Here is an 18,447-nt window from a genome sequence, read left to right on the forward strand (position 1 = left end):
CCACCACGCACAAATTAATCACGAAATTGCATTGGCAGAATGGCATAAAAAATGGTTCCGAGAAGCGATGGAGTGATGATGGGTCAACATTGTTAGCCGATCTGAATTGGCTGATCGATAGTAAGGAATCTGGGTTCGAGAAAGAGATGGATGCGACCGGTACCAAATTGTTAATTGATCTCACCTGGCAAAGTGGGAAAGCAACGGGATTCAAGACCGTCGTACACACCGCCAGTGGCACCATGGGCGACTACGATGAATACCACATCAAAGATGATCTATTTGATGGCGTTCACAAAAGATATGGACCAGGATACTTACATGACGAACACATCATGTTCCTGTCTCAGGTAGAGAATTTCAAAAAAGGGAAACTCGATGGTCATTATCAAAATCTCAATTCAAATGGAACGGTATGGGAAGAAGGGAATTACAAAGATGGCTTAAAAGACGGGCTTTATCAATGGTTCGATTCAAATGGAAAAATACAAGAGGAAAGAACCTATAAGGATGGTGTCGAAATTATGATGCCAATACCTGCAGGCCCTGACGTTAATTACGAAAATTGCATAAAAAGTTGGATAGTAGCGCGCCGCATTGAGACGCGTAGTGAGATCAGTCTCGCCAGCATTTCAGGAAGCGCGTTCATTGAATTAAAAACCATGTGTGAACAAGGAAAAACACCCGCCTCACATTAATTGATCAACGCCCTACTTTCGCCTGCACCATCAAAGAGTAACTTCAGGATAGATTAATAACAAACAGGCGGCCGATGGCCGCCTGTGCTCCTGATATGCTGGGAGCATTTTTTCCGACGCTACCGCCGCAGGAATAACACCGCTTGCAATAGCAGAGCCGCTCAGCCGCTTTGTCGCTGCAGATACAAGAGCATCGAAGACTAATGCGAGAGTTAGGGCTTGAGGCAATGCGGAAACGAATTGGCTATGTGGCACGTTATGAGAAGGAACGTGCGCAGCTTTATGTCGTTCTTTTGCAAGTTGCCGGAAGATATCATCCATATTGCCGGGGAGTACCATACCTGCTTTCTGACTCACGATTCGTGCGGCCTACCAAAAATTTTCGACACCGAAAAATTTGTTATTTTCACAACGTCGTCAGCAGAGATGTTGGACTTATCTCGAGCAAACGAGTAGTCCGTGAATTTATATAATGACCCAAGGGGCCCTGAAGCGATTGCAACTGCGGCCCGCTCGAATTCAAGAATTCTATCGTTCGTTGTCCCATCACGCGACATATTTAGAAGCCCTTCAAATGTTGCGACTATCGAGGCCGTTTTCAGTCCAATTGGTAGATGAGTATAAGTGAGGGGAGCAAAATGGCAGAAGGACATCAGAAACCACTGCAGCCTGTCTCTGACAAAATAAGGCGTTCCAAGTTGGAACGCAGAAAATAAAAAAGGCAGCCGAAGCTGCCATTGTGGGACGTTCAAAGAGGTTAGGCTTCTGCAGCCTTAACTACCGTGGCTTTGAAAACGGCAAAGTTTCACCGAGACTGGAATTAGGCAATCCTTCATTCTCCTAAAATAGTTCACTAACTTATTTTCGCGCAGGGTCTTAGCCACGAATACGGCCGAGTCCGGCGTCGCAACCGTCAATTTGCACGGGGAATGAATGCCTCGCGTCACCCGATGGCGATTTGCATTTCAATACTTAGCGTCGACCAGAACTCTATTCCGTTAGACTTCGCGCTGGCGCAGATTCGCCACACTGCGCGTCGCCCTGGCATACAGCAGGCCACCTAAGGCGAACAGTGCACCGAATACATATATTCCGATGCTCATGCTGCCCGTGTGCGTCTTCAACCATCCGATCGAGGCTGGGCTGACGACTCCACCGAGAAGGCCGATGGTCGCGATTGCCGCGATAGCGTTCGCGACGCCTGGACCGGGTAAGCAAGCCGGCACGCTGGCCCAGAATAGCGGAATGAACGTAACCAGTGCTGCCATAGTTACCGACAGTAAAACGATTGAAAGCACTAGCGAACTCGAGGCGAATGGCAGCAGGCAGAGTGCGGCGGCGCCGACCAGCGCTGACGCAATAATGCTTTCGCGCAAACGCCGCGTGCGGTCGGTATGCACGCCAATCGTGATCATCGCGACGAGTGAGACTACGCTGGGGACGGCGGAGTAGAGGCCGATCGTGGCGATGTCGGTCACGCCGAGCGAGCGAATGATGGCCGGCATCCAGAAATGGATTATCGCGATAACGGTCGCGAACGAAAAATATACGGCCATCAGCGCATAAAGGAGAGGATTACGGAGGGCCTGTGCGAACGTCTGGCCCTCGCTAGCTGGTGCACCGGCTTCGAGCGAAGCAGCGATCATGGCCTTTTCGTTGGTTGACAGCCAGTCGGCACTTTCGGGCGACTCATCGAGCAGCATCGGAACCAGCAGGCCGAGAACGATGCATGGCAGACCTTCGAGCGGGAACATCCACTGCCAACCGTCCAACCCCCCTACGTCGTGCATGTACTTGAGGATCGCTCCGGATAACGGATAAGCAAGCATTCCAGATATCACGATTCCCGACGAGAACAGCGCAAACGCCTTGGCGCGGCGCTGCAGCGGAAACCAGCGCGACAAGTAGTAGACGACGATCGGGTAGAATCCCGCCTCGAACACGCCCAGCAGAAAGCGCAGCGTATAAAACGAGATTGGGGTGCGGACAAACATCGTGAGTGACGAGACGCAACCCCAGCCAATTGTCAATAACATGATCGTCTTAAGTACGCCGAGCCGCTTCATCACGAAAATGTTAGGCAATTCGAACAGCGCATACGACAGGAAGAAGATGCCCGCGCCCATACCATAAACGGCATCGGTGAAACCGAGTGCGGATTTCATCTGGAGCTGCGCGATGCCCACGTTGACGCGGTCAATGTTAGCCATCAGGTAAATGATGAATAACAACGGGATCAGACGGCGAGTGATCTTTTTGAACGTTTTATCGGCATCGAGAAACTGCGCGGCGCTCGTGGGGCTTTCCTCGGGATATTTCGCTAGCGAATCCATAGTTGTCTCTAGCTGATTGTTTTTGATAGTCTGTCTCATAGTTGTCTCCGGCTGATTGTTTTTGATAGTCTGTATAAGTCGTCATGGGGGCCGGTCAGACCCAGCGTGTGAAACTCTCCACCGTCTCTCGCGGCGTCTTATAGGTGTTCACCGGCGCGGACTCGTCTGCATAGCCCAATGACATGCCGCAAACCAGCATTTCATCGGAACCCGCGCCGATGAACGGCATGACAATCTTCGCGTAGTTGTTCCACGCCGCCTGGGGGCATACACCTTCCACGGCTGGGTGTTCGTGCTGGACGCCGCGCAACTCGCGATCCGCAGAATCTCGTCGACTTGCTGGCGCGCGACCAGCTTGTCGTGCGAGAACGCACGACAAGAGAAGCGGCTCTCGATGGCCGACACCACGCTCGCAGAATCCCGCACGACTGATTTGCATTTCAATACTTAGCGTCGACCAGAACTTTATTCCGTTAGACTTCTCGCTGGCGCAGATTCGCCACACTGCGCGTCGCCCTGGCATACAGCAGGCCACCTAAGGCAAATAGTGCACCGAATACATATATTCCGATGCTCATGCTGCCCGTGTGCGTGTTCAACCATCCGATCGAGGCTGGGCTGACGACTGCACCGAGAAAGCCGATGGTCGCGACTGTCGCGATAGCGTTCGCGACGCCTGGACCGGGCAAGCAAGCCGGTACGCTGGCCCAGAATAGCGGAACGAACGAAATCAGTGCTGCCATAGCTACCGACAGCAACACGAGTGAAAGCACTAGCGAACTCGAGGCGAATGGCAGCAGGCAGAGTGCAGCGGCGCCGACCAACGCCGACGCAACAATGCTTTCGCGCAAACGCCGCGTGCGGTCGGTACGCGCGCCAATCGTGATCATCGCGACGAGTGAGACTACGCTGGGGACGGCGGAGTAGAGGCCGATCGTGGCGATGTCGGTCGCGCCGAGCGAGCGAATGATGGTCGGCATCCAGAATTGGATCACCGTGATAGCGGCCGTGAGCGAAAAATATACGGCCATCAGCGCATAAAGGAGAGGATTACGGAGGACCTGTGCGAACGTCTGCCCCTCGCTAGCCGGTGCCCCGGCTTCGAGCGAAGCAGCGATCATGGCCTTTTCGTTGGTTGACAGCCAGTCGGCACTTTCGGGCGACTCATCGAGCAGCATCGGAACCAGCAGGCCGAGAACGATGCATGGCAGACCTTCGAGCGGGAACATCCACTGCCAGCCGCCCAACCCCCCTACGCCGTCCATGAACTTGAGGATCGCTCCGGATAACGGATAAGCAAAAATCCCAGATATCACGAGTCCCGACGAGAACAGCGCAAACGCCTTGGCGCGGCGCTGCAGCGGAAACCAGCTCGACAAGTAGTAGACGACGATCGGATAGAATCCCGCCTCGAACACGCCCAGCAGAAAGCGCAGCGCATAAAACGAGATTGGGGTGCGGACAAACATCGTGAGTGACGAGACGCAACCCCAGCCAATTGTCAATAACATGATCGTCTTAAGTGCGCCGAGCCGCTTCATCACGAAAGTGTTAGGCAATACGAACAGCGCATACGACACGAAGAAGATGCCCACGCCCATACCATAAACGGCATCGGTGAAACCAAGTGCGGATTTCATCTGGAGCTGCGCGATGCCCACGTTGACGCGGTCAATGCTAGACATCAGGTAAATGATAAATAACAACGGGATCAGACGGCGAGTGATCTTTTTGAACGTTTTATCGGCATCGAGAAACTGCGCGGCGCTCGTGGGGCTTTCCTCGGGATATTTCGCTAGCGAATCCATAGTTGTCTCTAGCTGATTGTTTTTGATAGTCTGTCTCATAGTTGTCTCCGGCTGATTGTTTTTGATAGTCTGTATAAGTCGTCATGGGGGCCGGTCAGACCCAGCGTGTGAAACTCTCCACCGTCTCTCGCGGCGTCTTATAGGTGTTCACCGGCGCGGACTCGTCTGCATAGCCCAATGACATGCCGCAAACCAGCATTTCATCGGAACCCGCGCCGATGAACGGCATGACAATCTTCGCGTAGTTGTTCCACGCCGCCTGGGGACAGGTGTGGAGACCGAGGGTGCGCGCCGCCAGCATCACGGTCTGCAGGAACATGCCGTAATCGATCAGGGAGCCGCGGCCCATGACGCGGTCGATGGTGAACATGAGGCCCACCGGCGCGTCAAAAAAGCGGTAATTTCGCTGTGCCTGCGCGTGCATCTTGTCCTTCTCGCCTTTTCCGATTCCGAGAAGACCGTACAGGGTCCAGCCGTTGTGACGTCGCCGGTCGATGTAAGGCGAGACCCACTCCGCGGGGTAGTAGCCGTCCACCTCCCCGTATTCGGCGGCCAGTGAGGGATCCGCATGGGTCGCATCGTGCGCAGCACACACTTTCGCGACGAGTGCATCACGACGATCGCCCTGCAGCACATACACCTTCCACGGCTGGGTGTTCGTGCTGGACGCCGCGCAACTCGCGATCCGCAGAATCTCGTCGACTTGCTGGCGCGCGACCAGCTTGTCGTGCGAGAACGCACGACACGAGAAGCGGCTCTCGATGGCCGACACCACGCTCGCCGAATCCCGCACGACTGTCTTGACTTGGGACATGGTCATTGAAGTTCCTGCATTGAGTTCAGCACCTTAGACCGTGCCCGCCTTGCGCAGCTCGGCAATCTGCCCGGCCGAGAGCCCCGCAAGTTCGCGCAGGACCTCGTCGGTATGCGCGCCCAAAGCGGGCGCTGGCCTGATTTGCGGCGACGGTGTCCCGCTGAACCGGGGCTGCACAGCCGGCATCTTCAGTGCGCCGAGTAGCGGGTGCTCGACGGTGGCGATGCTGCCTCGGGCCTGGTAGTGCGGGTCTGCGACGATGTCCTGGATCGAGTAGATCAAGGAAAAGGCGAGGCCTTTTTCTTCGAGGATCCTGCAAACCTCCGGAACAGGCAGCGACTTGATCCAATCGGCGACGATCTTGTTGACCTCCTCGATGCTGGCGATGCGTTTCACGTGGCTGGAAAAGCGCTCGTCGCCCACAAGGACCGGAATGGCTTCGCACAGTCGACCGAACATGCGGTCGTTGGACACGGTCAGGACGATGTAGCGTCCATCGCACGTTTCGAAATGATCACCCGGGGCGGCCGCGAAGTGGATGTTGCCCGTCCGCTCGCGTGGCAGTCCCAGCTTTTCGTAAGCCGTGACCATCACGTCGGTGAAGCGGAACACTGTTTCGTAAAGCGAGAGATCGATTTGCTGACCAGTACCGCCGCGCGCATCACGATGGTAAAGCGCCACCATTGTTCCGAGAGCACCAAGGACCGCCGTCGAGTAGTCGGCCATTGCCGTGCCGAGCTTTACCGGAGCGCGGTCCGGATAGCCAGTGGCGTTCAGCGTGCCCCCCATCGCGAGCGCAATGCGGTCATATCCTGCACGATTTGCATACGGACCGGTCTGGCCGTAGCCGGAAACACTGAGCATCACAAGCTTTGGATTTACTTTCTTCAGGTGCTCCCACGACAGATTCCATTTATCTAGGATCCCAGGACGGAAGTTTTCCACGAGCACGTCGGCGTGTTTCACCAACTCCTTCAGTAGCCGCTGACCTTCGGGATGGTGCAGATCGAGCGTCACGGATTTCTTGTTTCGCCCTTCGACATTCCACCAAAGGCTCTCGCCTTCCAACGACGGCCCGATATGGCGCAGCGCGTCTCCGCGGCCCGGCTGCTCAATCTTGATCACGTCCGCGCCGAAGTCTGCAAGCAGCGTCGCGGCAACAGGGCCTGCGACCATCGTGCCGATATCGATCACGCGCATACCTACCAACGGTCCTTTGTCTTTCTGTTCCATGATTTTTTAATCCTTAAATTTTTAATATCAAAAGAGTGACCGGCTTGTAACTCTGACTTTGGTTTCGAGTCCTACTAACTACCGTTACTTAGGCCGGAAAACAGGACGACGATGCCGGTTCGGCATGAAAATCGGAGTCCACTAAAGCCGTCGGCAAATTTTTAGCAATAAATTGATAGCAGAAGGTTTAGCTAACCCGCCTTATTTGGTCAACCGTCCTTTTACCTTAGTCAATGCCACAATTTTCGCCCACTTTGCTTGCTCTTCTGACTGAAAGCGGAGAGTGTCACTTACCGAACCAGGTAATGGTTCAAGGCCTTTGGGACGTAGCGACTCAATATTTTTCGGATCCCGAAGAAAGACGTTGGTAGCTTCATTCAGTTGTCTCCGTTAATGATTTTTATTTTATAGAACCGATTGCTGATGGATCGGAACTATTCCCGCTTTATGTGCCAAAAACCTTCCGTAAAATCTTCCAATTACTTGCCCTGGAACTGGGGCGCACGTTTTTCCCGAAATGCGGCCAGTCCTTCGACCCGATCAGCTGAATAACTGTGCAAGTTGCTGAGTGCGCGTTCGGAGCGAAGCGCAATTGGCAAGGGCTGATCGAGCGAATCATTAAGGGCTTGCTTCATTCGGGCGAGCACGAGCGGGCTCTTGATGGCAAGCTTCTTTGCAATCCGCGATACGCCGTCGATGAATTCATTATCTGCTAGTACCTGGCTAACCAAGCCTAGCGCCATCCATTCTTGAGCCGGCAGCATTTCGCCCGTGAACATAAAATATTTTGCGTTATTTACGCCATTCTTTCTTGGCAGGCGCGCGGTCACCCCGGCGCCCGGAAACATGGCATAGTTCGAATGGGCATCTCCAATCTTGGCGGACTCGGTCGCAACAACGAAATCACATGCGAGCACTAATTCCAGACCACCAGCAACGGCAATTCCGTTCACGGCCGCAATAATAGGTTTAGTGGACGCCTCCATCAAGACCGTCAGTTCACCAATAACTTTAACGAATTCGGCGCCGCTTTCATGCGTGCGCTTTGCACTGTCTTTTAGGTCAGCACCAGCACAGAACGCTCTGCCCTCACCTGTTAATACAATTACACGTACGGCAGGATCTCGCTCAGCATCCTTTATAGCGCTTGTCAATGCGTCGACAAGCGTCGCAGTTAGCGCATTCAGCGCATTTGGCCGGTTCAATTTAAGCCATAGGACTGCATCGGCCTGATGTCGGTGAAGCTCTTCCGTGGTATCTGATGGTTTCATTTTATTAGTGCTACCTTTCTTAAATATAAGGAATCGTAACCGTTAAGCGTTCGTTGATTCTATCACTTGCTGGTCAGTTATCAAGGTTTTTTACGCCAGTTTGGTACCTTTATAGGACCGGCCTGTTGGGCCAGCATCAGGTGCTAGTTGAGTATATTTTTGAGCAGGGATCATCTAGCGGTGCCCTTCAGCAGGATTTCGGCAGGATGTGCGCCCACTTTGTAGCCAAACCTTAATTTTGAAGGCGAAGGCGAACGTGAACAGGTTAGCTTCTGGCTAGGTTAATGCAGAGGCATCGGCTTCGTGATGAGGGCATGACCAAAACCTCTAACCATCTCGAAAATTACTACCAAGACGTTCGCTCGTTCTGGTCACCCTGCATCGATTCCAGCAAGACTTTAATTGCTAAATTAACTCTAGGGCCTGCCCTTGTGTTTTGGGCGAGGCAGTGAATATACTGTTTCTATTACGAGATCGTTTAGCCGAGATCAGAACGTGTGATCGATCCCGGCATTAAACACCTTGTCTGTGCCGCCGCGGGAATCAGGGGTGGCGATACTCGCCGCGCCATCGTTTGCAATCCGAGCGAAAGAAGTATAAAGAGTTGTGCGTTTTGAAAGAGAATAAGTGTATCCAAGAGCGATTTGAGTGGTGTCTGCGTTTGTAAGCGCTTTATTTTTTTGCTTGATATAAGACGCCAATAGTTTGTGTCGACCGAATGGCACGCTCACCCCGACTAAGAAATCACGCGTCTCCAGAGCGGCGACCGGATCGTCATTCTTGTTGGACTGATAGAGACCAGACAGCCGAGCGATCCCAAAGTTATATGCCGCTCCAATTCCAACATTCTTTGTATTGACGACTGGCGCTGCCATCGCAGCTGGCGTTGTAGCCGTCGCAGGAGAATTATTAAAATTGTTGTAAAGCAAATTCGTACTGAACGGCCCATTTACGTATCCCACCTGCAGTCCGATATTGCGACCCTGTGAGATGCTACCGACAACTTCACCTAAGCTGTAAGAAATTTCGCCACTGAAACCGCCCAGATTGGCCGGCGTACCGTACAAGATTGTGTTGCTTAACCGTTTTCCTGCGCCGAGCGAGATTACGCGATTGTAGTAGCCTTCTAGCGTACCAAGGAAGGGATCGTACTGATAGCCTCCAGTGAAAAGAGGATTGTATTGACGGCCGAGTTTTAGTACACCCAGATTACCCTGGAGTCCGACGAATGCTTGGCGACCGAATCCGATACCACTTCCGTCAAATGCGCCCGTATCGGAACCAAAGCCCATTTCTGCGGTAAAAATTGCAGCTAAGCCTCCACCTAGATCTTCGCTACCTTTAAATCCAAGACGGGAACCAGCCAAGCTTGCTGCCGCGCCTTCCATCGTAGTGACTGATCCCGCAGGATTGCCACCGCGATCATGCGCAACATACGTATCAACCACACCGTAAACCGTTACCGAAGTCTGTGCATATACATTGGAATACAAAGAAGTCAGCGCAACGGCAGCCAGAGCAGCGGTAAGGAGCCTGTTCGACGAATAGCCAGATTCCTTTCGGCGCGACGTTGATCCCCTACACTGATCGCAGGCCGAAAAAAGGGACTTTGCAATAGATACCCTGTTAATTCGATTAGAAGTCACCGCGCACTTTGAAGCGTGGACACAACTACGCGGGTCATGAGGCAATTTTTTTAGTGCTGCAACAAGCGAGGATTCCATGGGTTGTCTCCGTAATGGATATTTTTGTTTTGAAAGAAAAAGTAAGGTCGAATCAATGCTCATCGACTGATGTGAAGCCACGGATCAGAGTCACGAAAAATTGCGATTGGCCCTAAACCATGCCCTTTGGCATTGAGACCCAGAAGCTATCAACATGCCGCGGCTAAGCGAAGTACGACGTCCAATATGTGGATTGTTTTTCTAGCTCGTCCGACAAAATTCTGGCTCGGATAGTGTTCTGCCGAGTCTGGTCGTCTATGAAAACCATAAACGCGATTATTCGACCAAGGCATCAAGAGAAGTGAAAAAATTTCTTCTGCTCCGTATTAGCTTAAGAAAGCCGCCTTACAAACTTGTTGGTTGACCCGCAAAAATACTTGACATCCGACCAGCAAGTGATAAGCTTACTCTCGTTAATCGGCGCTTATGCTAGTTAAGCGCCATACATAACGCGTTAATTTAACTAAAACTTGGAGAGACTATGACTATTCGCGTCGCTATCGCTGGCGTTGGAATGACCCCTTTTGGAAAATTTATCGACCGTTCGGTGAGAACATCTGCAGAAGAAGCCGTACGAAATGCGCTGGCAGATGCCGGCATCAATGCGGAGCGCGTCGACCGGGTTTATTTTGGCAATGCGGCTTCCGGCTTGATCACCGGTCAGGAGATGGTTAGGGCGCAAGCCGCGCTCAGATTCACCGGTTTGCTCGGCAAGCCAATGCTTAGCGTCGAAAACGCCTGCGCGACCGGAAGCACGGCGTTTCACTTGGCTTGGCAAGCCGTTGCCAGTGGCCAGGCAGACGTTGCCATTGCGATCGGTGCCGAAAAACTAACTCATGTCGACAAAGCGGTGTCATTTGGCGCCTACGGTGGAGCCGTGGATAAGGAAGATATATTGCCTGCGCACATCGGATCGGGCACCGGTTCCATTTTTATGGACATCTATGCAGAGCGCACACGGCGCTATATGGCCGCGACTGGAACAACGCCGGCAGACTTCGCACGTATAACCGTTAAGAGCCGGCACGCTGGATCCATGAATCCGTATGCGCAGTTCCGGAAGGAGACTACGGTAGAGGAAGTGTTGGCCAGCCGCATGATCAGTGACCCACTGACGCTTCCGATGTGTTCGTCAATCGGCGACGGCGCAGCTGCAATCGTTCTTTGCTCAAGCACCGTTGCCGCGCAACTGACTGGTTGCAGGCCTGTGTGGGTGGCAAGCTCAGTGCTTCTTTCGGGTCTGGCTGACTCGACGAAGGAAAGCGCTTCGGTTCGAGCAGCGCAAGCGGCTTATGAAGCGGCGTCGATCGGGCCAGACGAAGTTCACGTCGCAGAGGTTCATGATGCATCAGCGCCTGGAGAACTGATTAATTATGAGGTCGTGCAATTCTGTAAGCCTGGACAAGCTGTGGAACTGCTGCGTAGCGGAGCCACCGAAATTGGGGGAAGGATCTCCGTGAATCCGAGCGGCGGCCTGTTAAGCCGGGGTCACCCAATCGGCGCAACTGGTACCGCCCAACTCGTGGAGTTGGTCCAACAGCTCCGCGGCGAATCTGGCGAACGTCAGCGGCCATCAGCGAAAGTCGCTCTGGCCCAAAACTCGGGCGGACAAGTAGGCGGCGAATCGGCGGCGGCAGTTGTTTCTATTCTGGTCGTATAACACTCTTAAGCAAATAGTTCCCTTAGACCGATTGAAGTATCAGGAGGAAGAAATGACGCATTGGCTGAAAGACAAAGTAATAATTGTGACCGGCTCTGGTGCTGGCGTTGGCAAAGAAATAGCGCTTGAAGCGGCGCGCCAAGGTGCACGAGTGGTTGTGAATGACCTAGGCGTAAGTATGGATGGTGCCGGGGGTAGCGCAGGACCTGCGCAGCAGACTGTAGACCAAATTTGTGCTGCTGGTGGTGAAGCTATCGCCAATACCGATAGCGTTGCAGATTGGAGCGCAGCCCAACGCATCGTCCAGCAGGCACTTGATGTATATGGACGAGTCGACGGACTGGTCAACAACGCAGGCAACCTCCGCGATGTGATTTTCCACAAGATGCAAGAAGAGGACTTTGATGCGGTTGTAAAGGTGCATCTAAAGGGCTGCTTCAACATGGCACGTGCTGTTGCGCCACATTTCAAGGGTCAGGAGACCGGCGCCATCGTGCACATGACGTCGACATCAGGGCTAATTGGCAATGTCGGCCAAGCTAACTACGCGGCGGCGAAGATGGGTATTATTGGCCTCTCAAAGTCGATTGCGCTCGACATGGAGCGTTTTGGTGTGCGATCAAATTGCATTGCACCTTTCGCATTTACCCGCATGGTAAGCTCGATTCCGACCGACACTCCGGAAGGGCTAGCGCGCACACAGGTCAATCAAAGGATGGAAGTTGCCAAGATTGCCCCGTTCACATGCGCATTGCTAACTGATCGGGCCCGTGATGTGACAGGCCAGATATTCGGTGTTCGGAATAACGAAATCTATCTGTTCTCGCAGCCTCGTCCAATCCGCACTGCACATAGGGGAGACGGCTGGACCGTCGATACCTGCCTCGAAGTGGCGCTGCCAATGCTGAAGCCGTCCTTTTTCCCGCTCGACAAGTCGCGCGACGTCTTCACCTGGGACCCGGTCTGAGGCCGCACAGGCCCAGGCAGGTCGCTGATCGATTACGGCATGTTCCTGCAAAACCTCATGCTCGCAGCTCGGGCACTGGGCCTGCACACGTACCCGCAAGCGGCATGGAATAACTACGCCAAGATCGTCGGCCCATTCATCGGCGCGGGAGCCGACGAGATGCTGGTCTGCGGCATGTCTTGGCTACGCGGTCGAAACCGCGCTTGTGAACACCTACAGCACGCCGCGGGCAAAGCCAGAGAGTTTCACGCGCTGGGTCTGACCGAGTTGCCCGTTTTTTAGCGATCACACCGAAGCCATCCACAACACACAAAGGAACTAACATGGACTTTAAGTTTTCAGAGGACTCACTCGCCCTGCAGGCGTCCACCCGGGAAGTAGTCAACGACCTCCTCAAGCATGAGCCGCACTTTCACGAGACCAACGTGGTGCCGCAAGAGGTGGACGCGACGCTGCGGACGATGGGGTACTACGGGCTGGCGATCCCTGAAGAATTCGGTGGAACCAATGTCGACAAGGTCAGTTCGGCGCTGATCCAACTAGAACTCGCGCGCATGCCTCCCCAGTTCTGGCCCTCGATTCGTCAAGCCTTGGGGCCGATCCCCCAATTGCTCCTCCTGCACGGTACCCCGAAGCAAAAGGACAATTGGCTGCCGCGGATCGCGGCCGGCGCGACGGTCTGCTTCGCACTCACCGAGCCCGATGCCGGCTCGGACGTGGCAGCGATGAGAACCACCGCCGTAAAAATGGGCGACCGATGGGTGCTGAACGGATCCAAGACCTACATCTCGAATGCCGAGCGAGGCGATGTTTTCCTGGTGTTTGCCAAGACCGACAAGAGCAAAGGGCGAGACGGCGTGTCGGCCTTTCTCGTGGAGCCGCAAACTCCCGGATTCAGCATGAGCAAGCCCATTCGCACGATGGGCTTCATGACCAATGGCGTTTACGGGCTCACGTTCGATAACTGCGAAATCCCTGCGGAAAATCTGCTTGGCGAAGAGAACCGCGGCTTCTACTACGCGGTCTCGGGGTTGAATGAAGCTCGCATCAATGTCGGCTGCCAAGCCCTCGGAGGCAGCCAGATTGCCTTCGAGCACGCGCTCCAGTATTCCAAGGATCGCGTGACCTTTGGCCAACCGCTGTCAAGCCACCAAGTCCTGCAACACATGCTGGCGGATATGGCCATGGAGCAGCATGCTGCGCGAATGCTGTTGTTAGAAGCCGCATGGAGCCTGGAGAATGGTGCGGACGTGCGCTTGAAGTCCTCCTATGCCAAGGTGTTCTGTACGGAGGTCGCCAATCGCATTGCGGACAAGGCATTGCAAATCTTCGGAGGCGCCGGCTATATCAAGGGCATGGTGGTTGAACGCGTGTACCGCGAGTTGAGGGTCATGCGGATCTTCGAGGGTGCGAACGAAATCCAACGCAACATGATTGCGAAGCAGTTGCTGAAGGAATAGTTCTTATAACGGACGAAAGCAGCACTTCGAATCTTGCGGAGTGCTTGCCCCAGATGTTTTTACGGTTCTGTCGCGTTGATCAAAGTCATCGAGTCGCTCAGGTAGACTGCTGTCTTTGAAAAAAGGGCGAACCGACATGCTCAAAGCCAAAGGGATGCGATTTCCCATCGACGTGATTCTGGTCTGCATCCGTTAGTACGCAGCCTACCCATTGAGTTACCGTCACCTGGAAGAAGTGATGGAAGAACGCGGCGTGGTTGTCGATCACTCATCGATCAATCGCTGGGCGATCCGGTTTCTGCCGTTACTTGAAAAGGCTTTCCACAAGCACAAGCGTCCGGTTGGCGGAAGCTGGCGAATGGACGAGACCTATATAAAAGTCAAAGGCGTCTGGAAGTATCTCTATCGGGCCGTGGACAAGGAAGGCAACACGGTCGATTTTCTATTGACGGCCAAGCGGGACAAGTCGGCGGCGAAACGTTTTTTCAACAAAGCCATGCAAGCTCATGGCGTTCCTGAAAAAGTCACGATGGATAAAAGCGGCGCCAACAAGGCGGCGATTGATGAGATCAATGCCGGCATGGACATTCCGATGGTCGTTCGGCAGATCAAATACCTCACCAATGTCGTCGAACAGGACCATCGGGCCGTCAAGCGCGTGACCAAGCCGATGCTCAACTTCAAATCATTTCGGTCCGCCAAACACATCTTAGCTTGCATTGAACTCATGCACATGATCCGTAAAAGCCGGCTCATGATGGAAGGCACCGATGAGATGACTTTTGCAGACCAATTTTATGCATTAGCGGGAAAAATCCATCCAGTTTGAAGGCCGGTGCACCGGCCCAGCTAAAAATCCGACTTGTCCTTGCTAACGCAACAGAACCAGATCACGTGCCGATTGTATTAAGAATCACTATTGAATGAAAAGGGAAACAGATGAAAATATTAGTTCCAGTCAAGCGTGTAGTCGACTACAACGTGAAAGTACGCGTCAAATCCGATGGCATAGGTGTGGATATTGCCAACGTCAAAATGTCGATGAATCCGTTTGATGAAATTGCGATGGAAGAAGCCACGCGTCTAAAAGAAGGCGGCAAGGTCACCGAAGTGATCGCGATTTCCTGCGGTGTCACCCAATGCCAGGAAACGCTGCGCACCGCGATGGCGATCGGCGCCGACCGCGCCATCCTGGTCGAGTCCGATGTCGAGCTGCAACCGCTGGCGGTGGCCAAACTGTTGAAGGCGATTGCGGATAAGGAGCAACCGCAGCTGATCATCCTCGGCAAGCAGGCGATCGACGACGATTGCAACCAGACCGGCCAGATGCTGGCCGCCTTGCTGGACTGGCCGCAAGCGACCTTTGCCTCAAAGGTCATGCTGGAAGAGGGCAAAGTGCTGGTCACGCGCGAAGTCGACGGCGGCCTGGAAACCCTGGCTTTGACGCTGCCGGCCATCATCACCACCGACTTGCGCCTGAACGAGCCGCGTTACGTGACGCTGCCGAACATCATGAAAGCCAAGAAGAAACCCCTGGATGTGTGCAAGCCGGCCGATCTGGGCGTCGATGTCAGTCCCCGGCTGAAGACGCTGAAAGTGGTAGAACCTGCCAAACGAAGCGCCGGGATCAAGGTGCCGGACGTGGCTACGCTGGTAGCCAAATTGCGTAACGAAGCCAAGGTCATTTAATCCGCGACCACTTTTACCACCGAACCGATGCAGCGGGCCGCCGCCTTTGCAGGCGACCGCAACACCTCATCATCAGGAGATACCATGACCGCTCTCGTCATAGCTGAACACGATAACGCCACCTTAAAGGGCAGCACCCTCAACACCATCACCGCCGCCATCCAATGCGGCGGCGAGGTCCATGTAATGATCGCCGGCAAAGACTGTGGTGTGGCGGCCCAAGCCGCTGCGCAAGCCGCCGGCGTGACCAAAGTACTGGTCGCTGACGCGGCGTATTTTGCCGATGGCCTGGCCGAAAACGTCGCCGAACAAGTGCTGGCGCTGGCCGCCAACTACAGCCACATCCTGGCTCCGGCCACCGCCTACGGCAAGAATATCCTGCCGCGCGTCGCAGCCAAGTTGGATGTCGGCCAGATTTCCGAAATCGTCAAAGTCGACAGCCCAGATACCTTCGAGCGTCCGATCTATGCCGGCAACGCGATTGCCACCGTGCAATCGATCGATGCGATCAAAGTCATCACCGTCCGGACCACCGGTTTCGATGCGGCTGCAGGCGGTGGTTCGGCTGCGGTCGAGAACATCGGCGCGGCAGCAGATTTTGCCAAGTCGGCATTCGTCTCGCGTGCACTGGCCAAGTCGGACCGGCCAGAACTGACTGCGGCCAAAGTCATCGTCTCCGGCGGCCGCGGCCTGGGTTCGGCGGACAACTTCAAGATCCTGGAGCCATTGGCCGACAAGCTCGGCGCCGCAATGGGCGCGTCCCGTGCCGCGGTCGATGCCGGTTTCGTACCGAACGACTGGCAAATCGGCCAAACCGGCAAGATCGTCGCACCGCAGCTGTATATCGCGGTCGGCATTTCCGGCGCGATCCAGCATTTGGCCGGGATGAAGGATTCCAAGGTGATCGTCGCGATCAACAAGGATGAAGAGGCGCCGATCTTTGCGGTAGCGGACTACGGTATCGTCGGGGATTTGTTCGAAATCGTGCCGCAACTGGTGGATGAACTCGGATAAAACGTTTAGATATACAACGCCCCCCACAAGAGTTTCGTCGCATATCCATCATTACAATAGAGACCTCAGGGTTTATCGACGTTTGATACAGCAAAGACTTTAAATGACAAAAGACTTACTGGAACAACACGGCCCGCGCGAAGCGATGGAATATGACATCGTCATCGTCGGCGGCGGCCCGGCCGGCTTGTCGGCAGCCATCAAACTTAAACAGTTGGCATGGGAAAAAGGTAATGGCGTGTCCGTCTGCGTACTGGAAAAAGGCGGCGAGCTTGGCGCGCACATCCTGTCCGGCGCGGTCATGGATCCGATCGCGATCAACGAGCTATTTCCAAACTGGAAAGAACTGGGTGCGCCATTGACGACTGAGGTCAGCGAAGACCGCTTCCTATTTTTGACAGAGAGAAAAGCCGTCAAAACACCGAACTGGATGCTGCCCGCCTGCTTTCAGAACCACGGAAATTTCGTTATCTCGCTAGCCAATGTCGTGCGCTGGCTAGGCCCGCAAGCCGAGGCATTGGGCGTTGACATTTTCCCTGGTTTTGCCGCAGCTGAAGTGTTGTACAACGACGATGGTTCGGTTAAGGGCGTCGCGACCGGAAACATGGGCATCGACCGCCACGCTCAGCCGACAGCGGCGTTCCAGCTCGGCATGGAATTGCATGCCAAATACACACTTTTTGCCGAAGGCGCACGCGGCCATCTGGGCAAACAGTTGATAAGCAAGTTTGATCTCAATAAAGGCAAGGATCCGCAGACTTACGCTATCGGCATCAAGGAATTGTGGGAAATCGATCCGAAGATGCATCAACCCGGCCTAGTCGTCCACACAGCTGGCTGGCCTCTCGATACCAGCACCTATGGCGGTTCCTTTCTATATCATCTGGAGAACAATCAGGTGGCGGTCGGTTACGTGGAGGGACTCGCCTACGAAAACCCGTATCTGTCGCCGTATGAAGAATTTCAGCGCTACAAGACGCATCCTGAAATCCGACAATTCTTTGAAGGCGGCAAACGCATTTCGTACGGCGCGCGCGCGATCACCGCTGGCGGCCTGCAATCGCTGCCTAAGCTGAGCTTCCCCGGTGGCGCGCTAATTGGCTGTGATGCCGGCTTTTTGAATGCCAGCCGCATTAAGGGCAGCCATGCCGCGATTAAGAGCGGCATGCTGGCCGCCGATGCGGCATTCGATGCCTTGAACGCGAATCGCCAATACGATGAATTGACGGCGTATTCGCAAGCGTTTGAACGATCCTGGCTGCAGGATGAATTGCATCGGGCGCGCAATTTCAAACCGTGGATGAGCAAAGGGCTGGTCACCGGCACGCTAATGGTGGGCATCGATCAAGTGTTGTTCCGCGGCAAGGCTCCATGGACCCTGCATCACACGCATGCCGACCACAAGTGCCTGAAGCCAGCCGCGAACTACGCCCCGATTGTGTATCCGAAACCGGATGGCAAGCTGACCTTCGATCGTTTGTCTTCGGTATTTATCTCAAACACGAACCATGCGGAAGACCAACCGGTACATTTGACGTTGAAAGATGCGAGTGTGCCGATCAATCTCAACCTGGCGAAATATGCTGGCCCCGAGGCGAAGTACTGCCCCGCAGGCGTGTACGAGTTTGTAAAAACCGATGCCGGTGACGAGCGTTTGCAAATCAATGCGCAGAATTGCGTGCATTGCAAAACCTGTGACATCAAGGATTCGACCCAGAATATCGTGTGGATCACTCCAGAAGGTGGCGGCGGACCGAATTATTCGGCGATGTAGAT

14 protein-coding genes and 4 pseudogenes are annotated in these 18,447 nt (G+C 54.3%); 9 read left to right on the top strand and 9 right to left on the bottom strand.

Going from position 1 to position 18,447, the window contains the following annotated elements; genetic code table 11:
• The first annotated feature begins 335 nt into the window (after nucleotides 1-335).
• Nucleotides 336-698: a toxin-antitoxin system YwqK family antitoxin gene (locus C7W93_RS24960; protein WP_225869862.1), complete on the top strand. Its 363-nt coding sequence runs from the start codon at nucleotides 336-338 to the stop codon at nucleotides 696-698.
• Nucleotides 699-728: 30 nt separating this feature from the next.
• On the opposite strand, the gene C7W93_RS06670 is transcribed toward C7W93_RS24960, so the two are convergent.
• The 9 genes and pseudogenes from C7W93_RS06670 to C7W93_RS06710 all read right to left on the bottom strand — a co-directional run bounded on the left by C7W93_RS06670 (nucleotide 729) and on the right by C7W93_RS06710 (nucleotide 9,881).
• The gene (locus tag C7W93_RS06670; protein ID WP_146177527.1) at nucleotides 729-1,055 is read right to left on the bottom strand and encodes a hypothetical protein; all 327 of its coding nucleotides are present in this window, start codon (nucleotides 1,053-1,055) and stop codon (nucleotides 729-731) included.
• Between the two features lie 641 nt (nucleotides 1,056-1,696).
• Nucleotides 1,697-3,070, bottom strand: coding sequence for an MFS transporter (locus C7W93_RS06680; RefSeq protein ID WP_225869763.1), 1,374 nt, complete (start codon nucleotides 3,068-3,070; stop codon nucleotides 1,697-1,699).
• 55 nt (nucleotides 3,071-3,125) lie between these two features.
• Nucleotides 3,126-3,299, bottom strand: a pseudogene (locus C7W93_RS24965) (nitroreductase); the annotation flags it as partial.
• Nucleotides 3,300-3,325: 26 nt separating this feature from the next.
• Nucleotides 3,326-3,457: pseudogene (locus tag C7W93_RS24970) on the bottom strand (nitroreductase family protein); the annotation flags it as partial.
• 47 nt (nucleotides 3,458-3,504) lie between these two features.
• On the bottom strand, nucleotides 3,505-4,878 hold the full coding sequence (locus C7W93_RS06690) for an MFS transporter (RefSeq protein WP_225869764.1): 1,374 nt from the start codon (nucleotides 4,876-4,878) through the stop codon (nucleotides 3,505-3,507).
• A 55-nt stretch (nucleotides 4,879-4,933) separates the two neighbouring features.
• The gene (locus C7W93_RS06695) at nucleotides 4,934-5,653 is read right to left on the bottom strand and encodes a nitroreductase (protein ID WP_108440518.1); all 720 of its coding nucleotides are present in this window, start codon (nucleotides 5,651-5,653) and stop codon (nucleotides 4,934-4,936) included.
• Nucleotides 5,654-5,686: 33 nt separating this feature from the next.
• Entirely contained in the window at nucleotides 5,687-6,886 is a 1,200-nt protein-coding gene (locus C7W93_RS06700; RefSeq protein WP_108439323.1) for a CaiB/BaiF CoA-transferase family protein, read from the bottom strand.
• 479 nt (nucleotides 6,887-7,365) lie between these two features.
• Nucleotides 7,366-8,157, bottom strand: a complete 792-nt coding sequence (locus tag C7W93_RS06705; RefSeq protein ID WP_108439324.1) for an enoyl-CoA hydratase/isomerase family protein — start codon at nucleotides 8,155-8,157, stop codon at nucleotides 7,366-7,368.
• Between the two features lie 488 nt (nucleotides 8,158-8,645).
• Nucleotides 8,646-9,881 (bottom strand): porin, encoded by a 1,236-nt coding sequence (locus C7W93_RS06710; RefSeq protein WP_161539892.1) that lies wholly within the window; start codon nucleotides 9,879-9,881, stop codon nucleotides 8,646-8,648.
• Between the two features lie 481 nt (nucleotides 9,882-10,362).
• On the opposite strand from C7W93_RS06710, the gene C7W93_RS06715 reads away from it, so the two are divergent.
• The 8 genes and pseudogenes from C7W93_RS06715 (at nucleotide 10,363) to C7W93_RS06750 (ending at nucleotide 18,445) form a co-directional block, all read left to right on the top strand.
• Complete coding sequence (locus tag C7W93_RS06715) at nucleotides 10,363-11,541, top strand: thiolase family protein (protein ID WP_108439326.1); 1,179 nt, start codon at nucleotides 10,363-10,365, stop codon at nucleotides 11,539-11,541.
• 52 nt (nucleotides 11,542-11,593) lie between these two features.
• Entirely contained in the window at nucleotides 11,594-12,508 is a 915-nt protein-coding gene (locus C7W93_RS06720; protein WP_108439327.1) for an SDR family NAD(P)-dependent oxidoreductase, read from the top strand.
• 21 nt (nucleotides 12,509-12,529) lie between these two features.
• Nucleotides 12,530-12,770: pseudogene (locus C7W93_RS06725) on the top strand (nitroreductase family protein); the annotation flags it as partial.
• Nucleotides 12,771-12,831: 61 nt separating this feature from the next.
• A complete protein-coding gene (locus C7W93_RS06730; protein WP_108439328.1) occupies nucleotides 12,832-13,968 on the top strand; it encodes an acyl-CoA dehydrogenase family protein in 1,137 nt (378 codons plus the stop codon).
• 136 nt (nucleotides 13,969-14,104) lie between these two features.
• Nucleotides 14,105-14,797, top strand: a pseudogene (locus C7W93_RS06735) (IS6 family transposase).
• Between the two features lie 110 nt (nucleotides 14,798-14,907).
• Nucleotides 14,908-15,657 carry an electron transfer flavoprotein subunit beta/FixA family protein gene (locus tag C7W93_RS06740; RefSeq protein WP_108439329.1) on the top strand — a complete coding sequence of 250 codons (750 nt, stop codon included), beginning with the start codon at nucleotides 14,908-14,910 and terminating at the stop codon, nucleotides 15,655-15,657.
• Between the two features lie 84 nt (nucleotides 15,658-15,741).
• Nucleotides 15,742-16,671, top strand: coding sequence for an electron transfer flavoprotein subunit alpha/FixB family protein (locus C7W93_RS06745; RefSeq protein WP_108439330.1), 930 nt, complete (start codon nucleotides 15,742-15,744; stop codon nucleotides 16,669-16,671).
• A 103-nt stretch (nucleotides 16,672-16,774) separates the two neighbouring features.
• Entirely contained in the window at nucleotides 16,775-18,445 is a 1,671-nt protein-coding gene (locus C7W93_RS06750) for an electron transfer flavoprotein-ubiquinone oxidoreductase (RefSeq protein ID WP_108439331.1), read from the top strand.
• Nucleotides 18,446-18,447 lie beyond the last annotated feature (2 nt).

Origin of the sequence: Glaciimonas sp. PCH181, from assembly GCF_003056055.1 — a bacterium.
Classification (GTDB): domain Bacteria; phylum Pseudomonadota; class Gammaproteobacteria; order Burkholderiales; family Burkholderiaceae_D; genus Glaciimonas.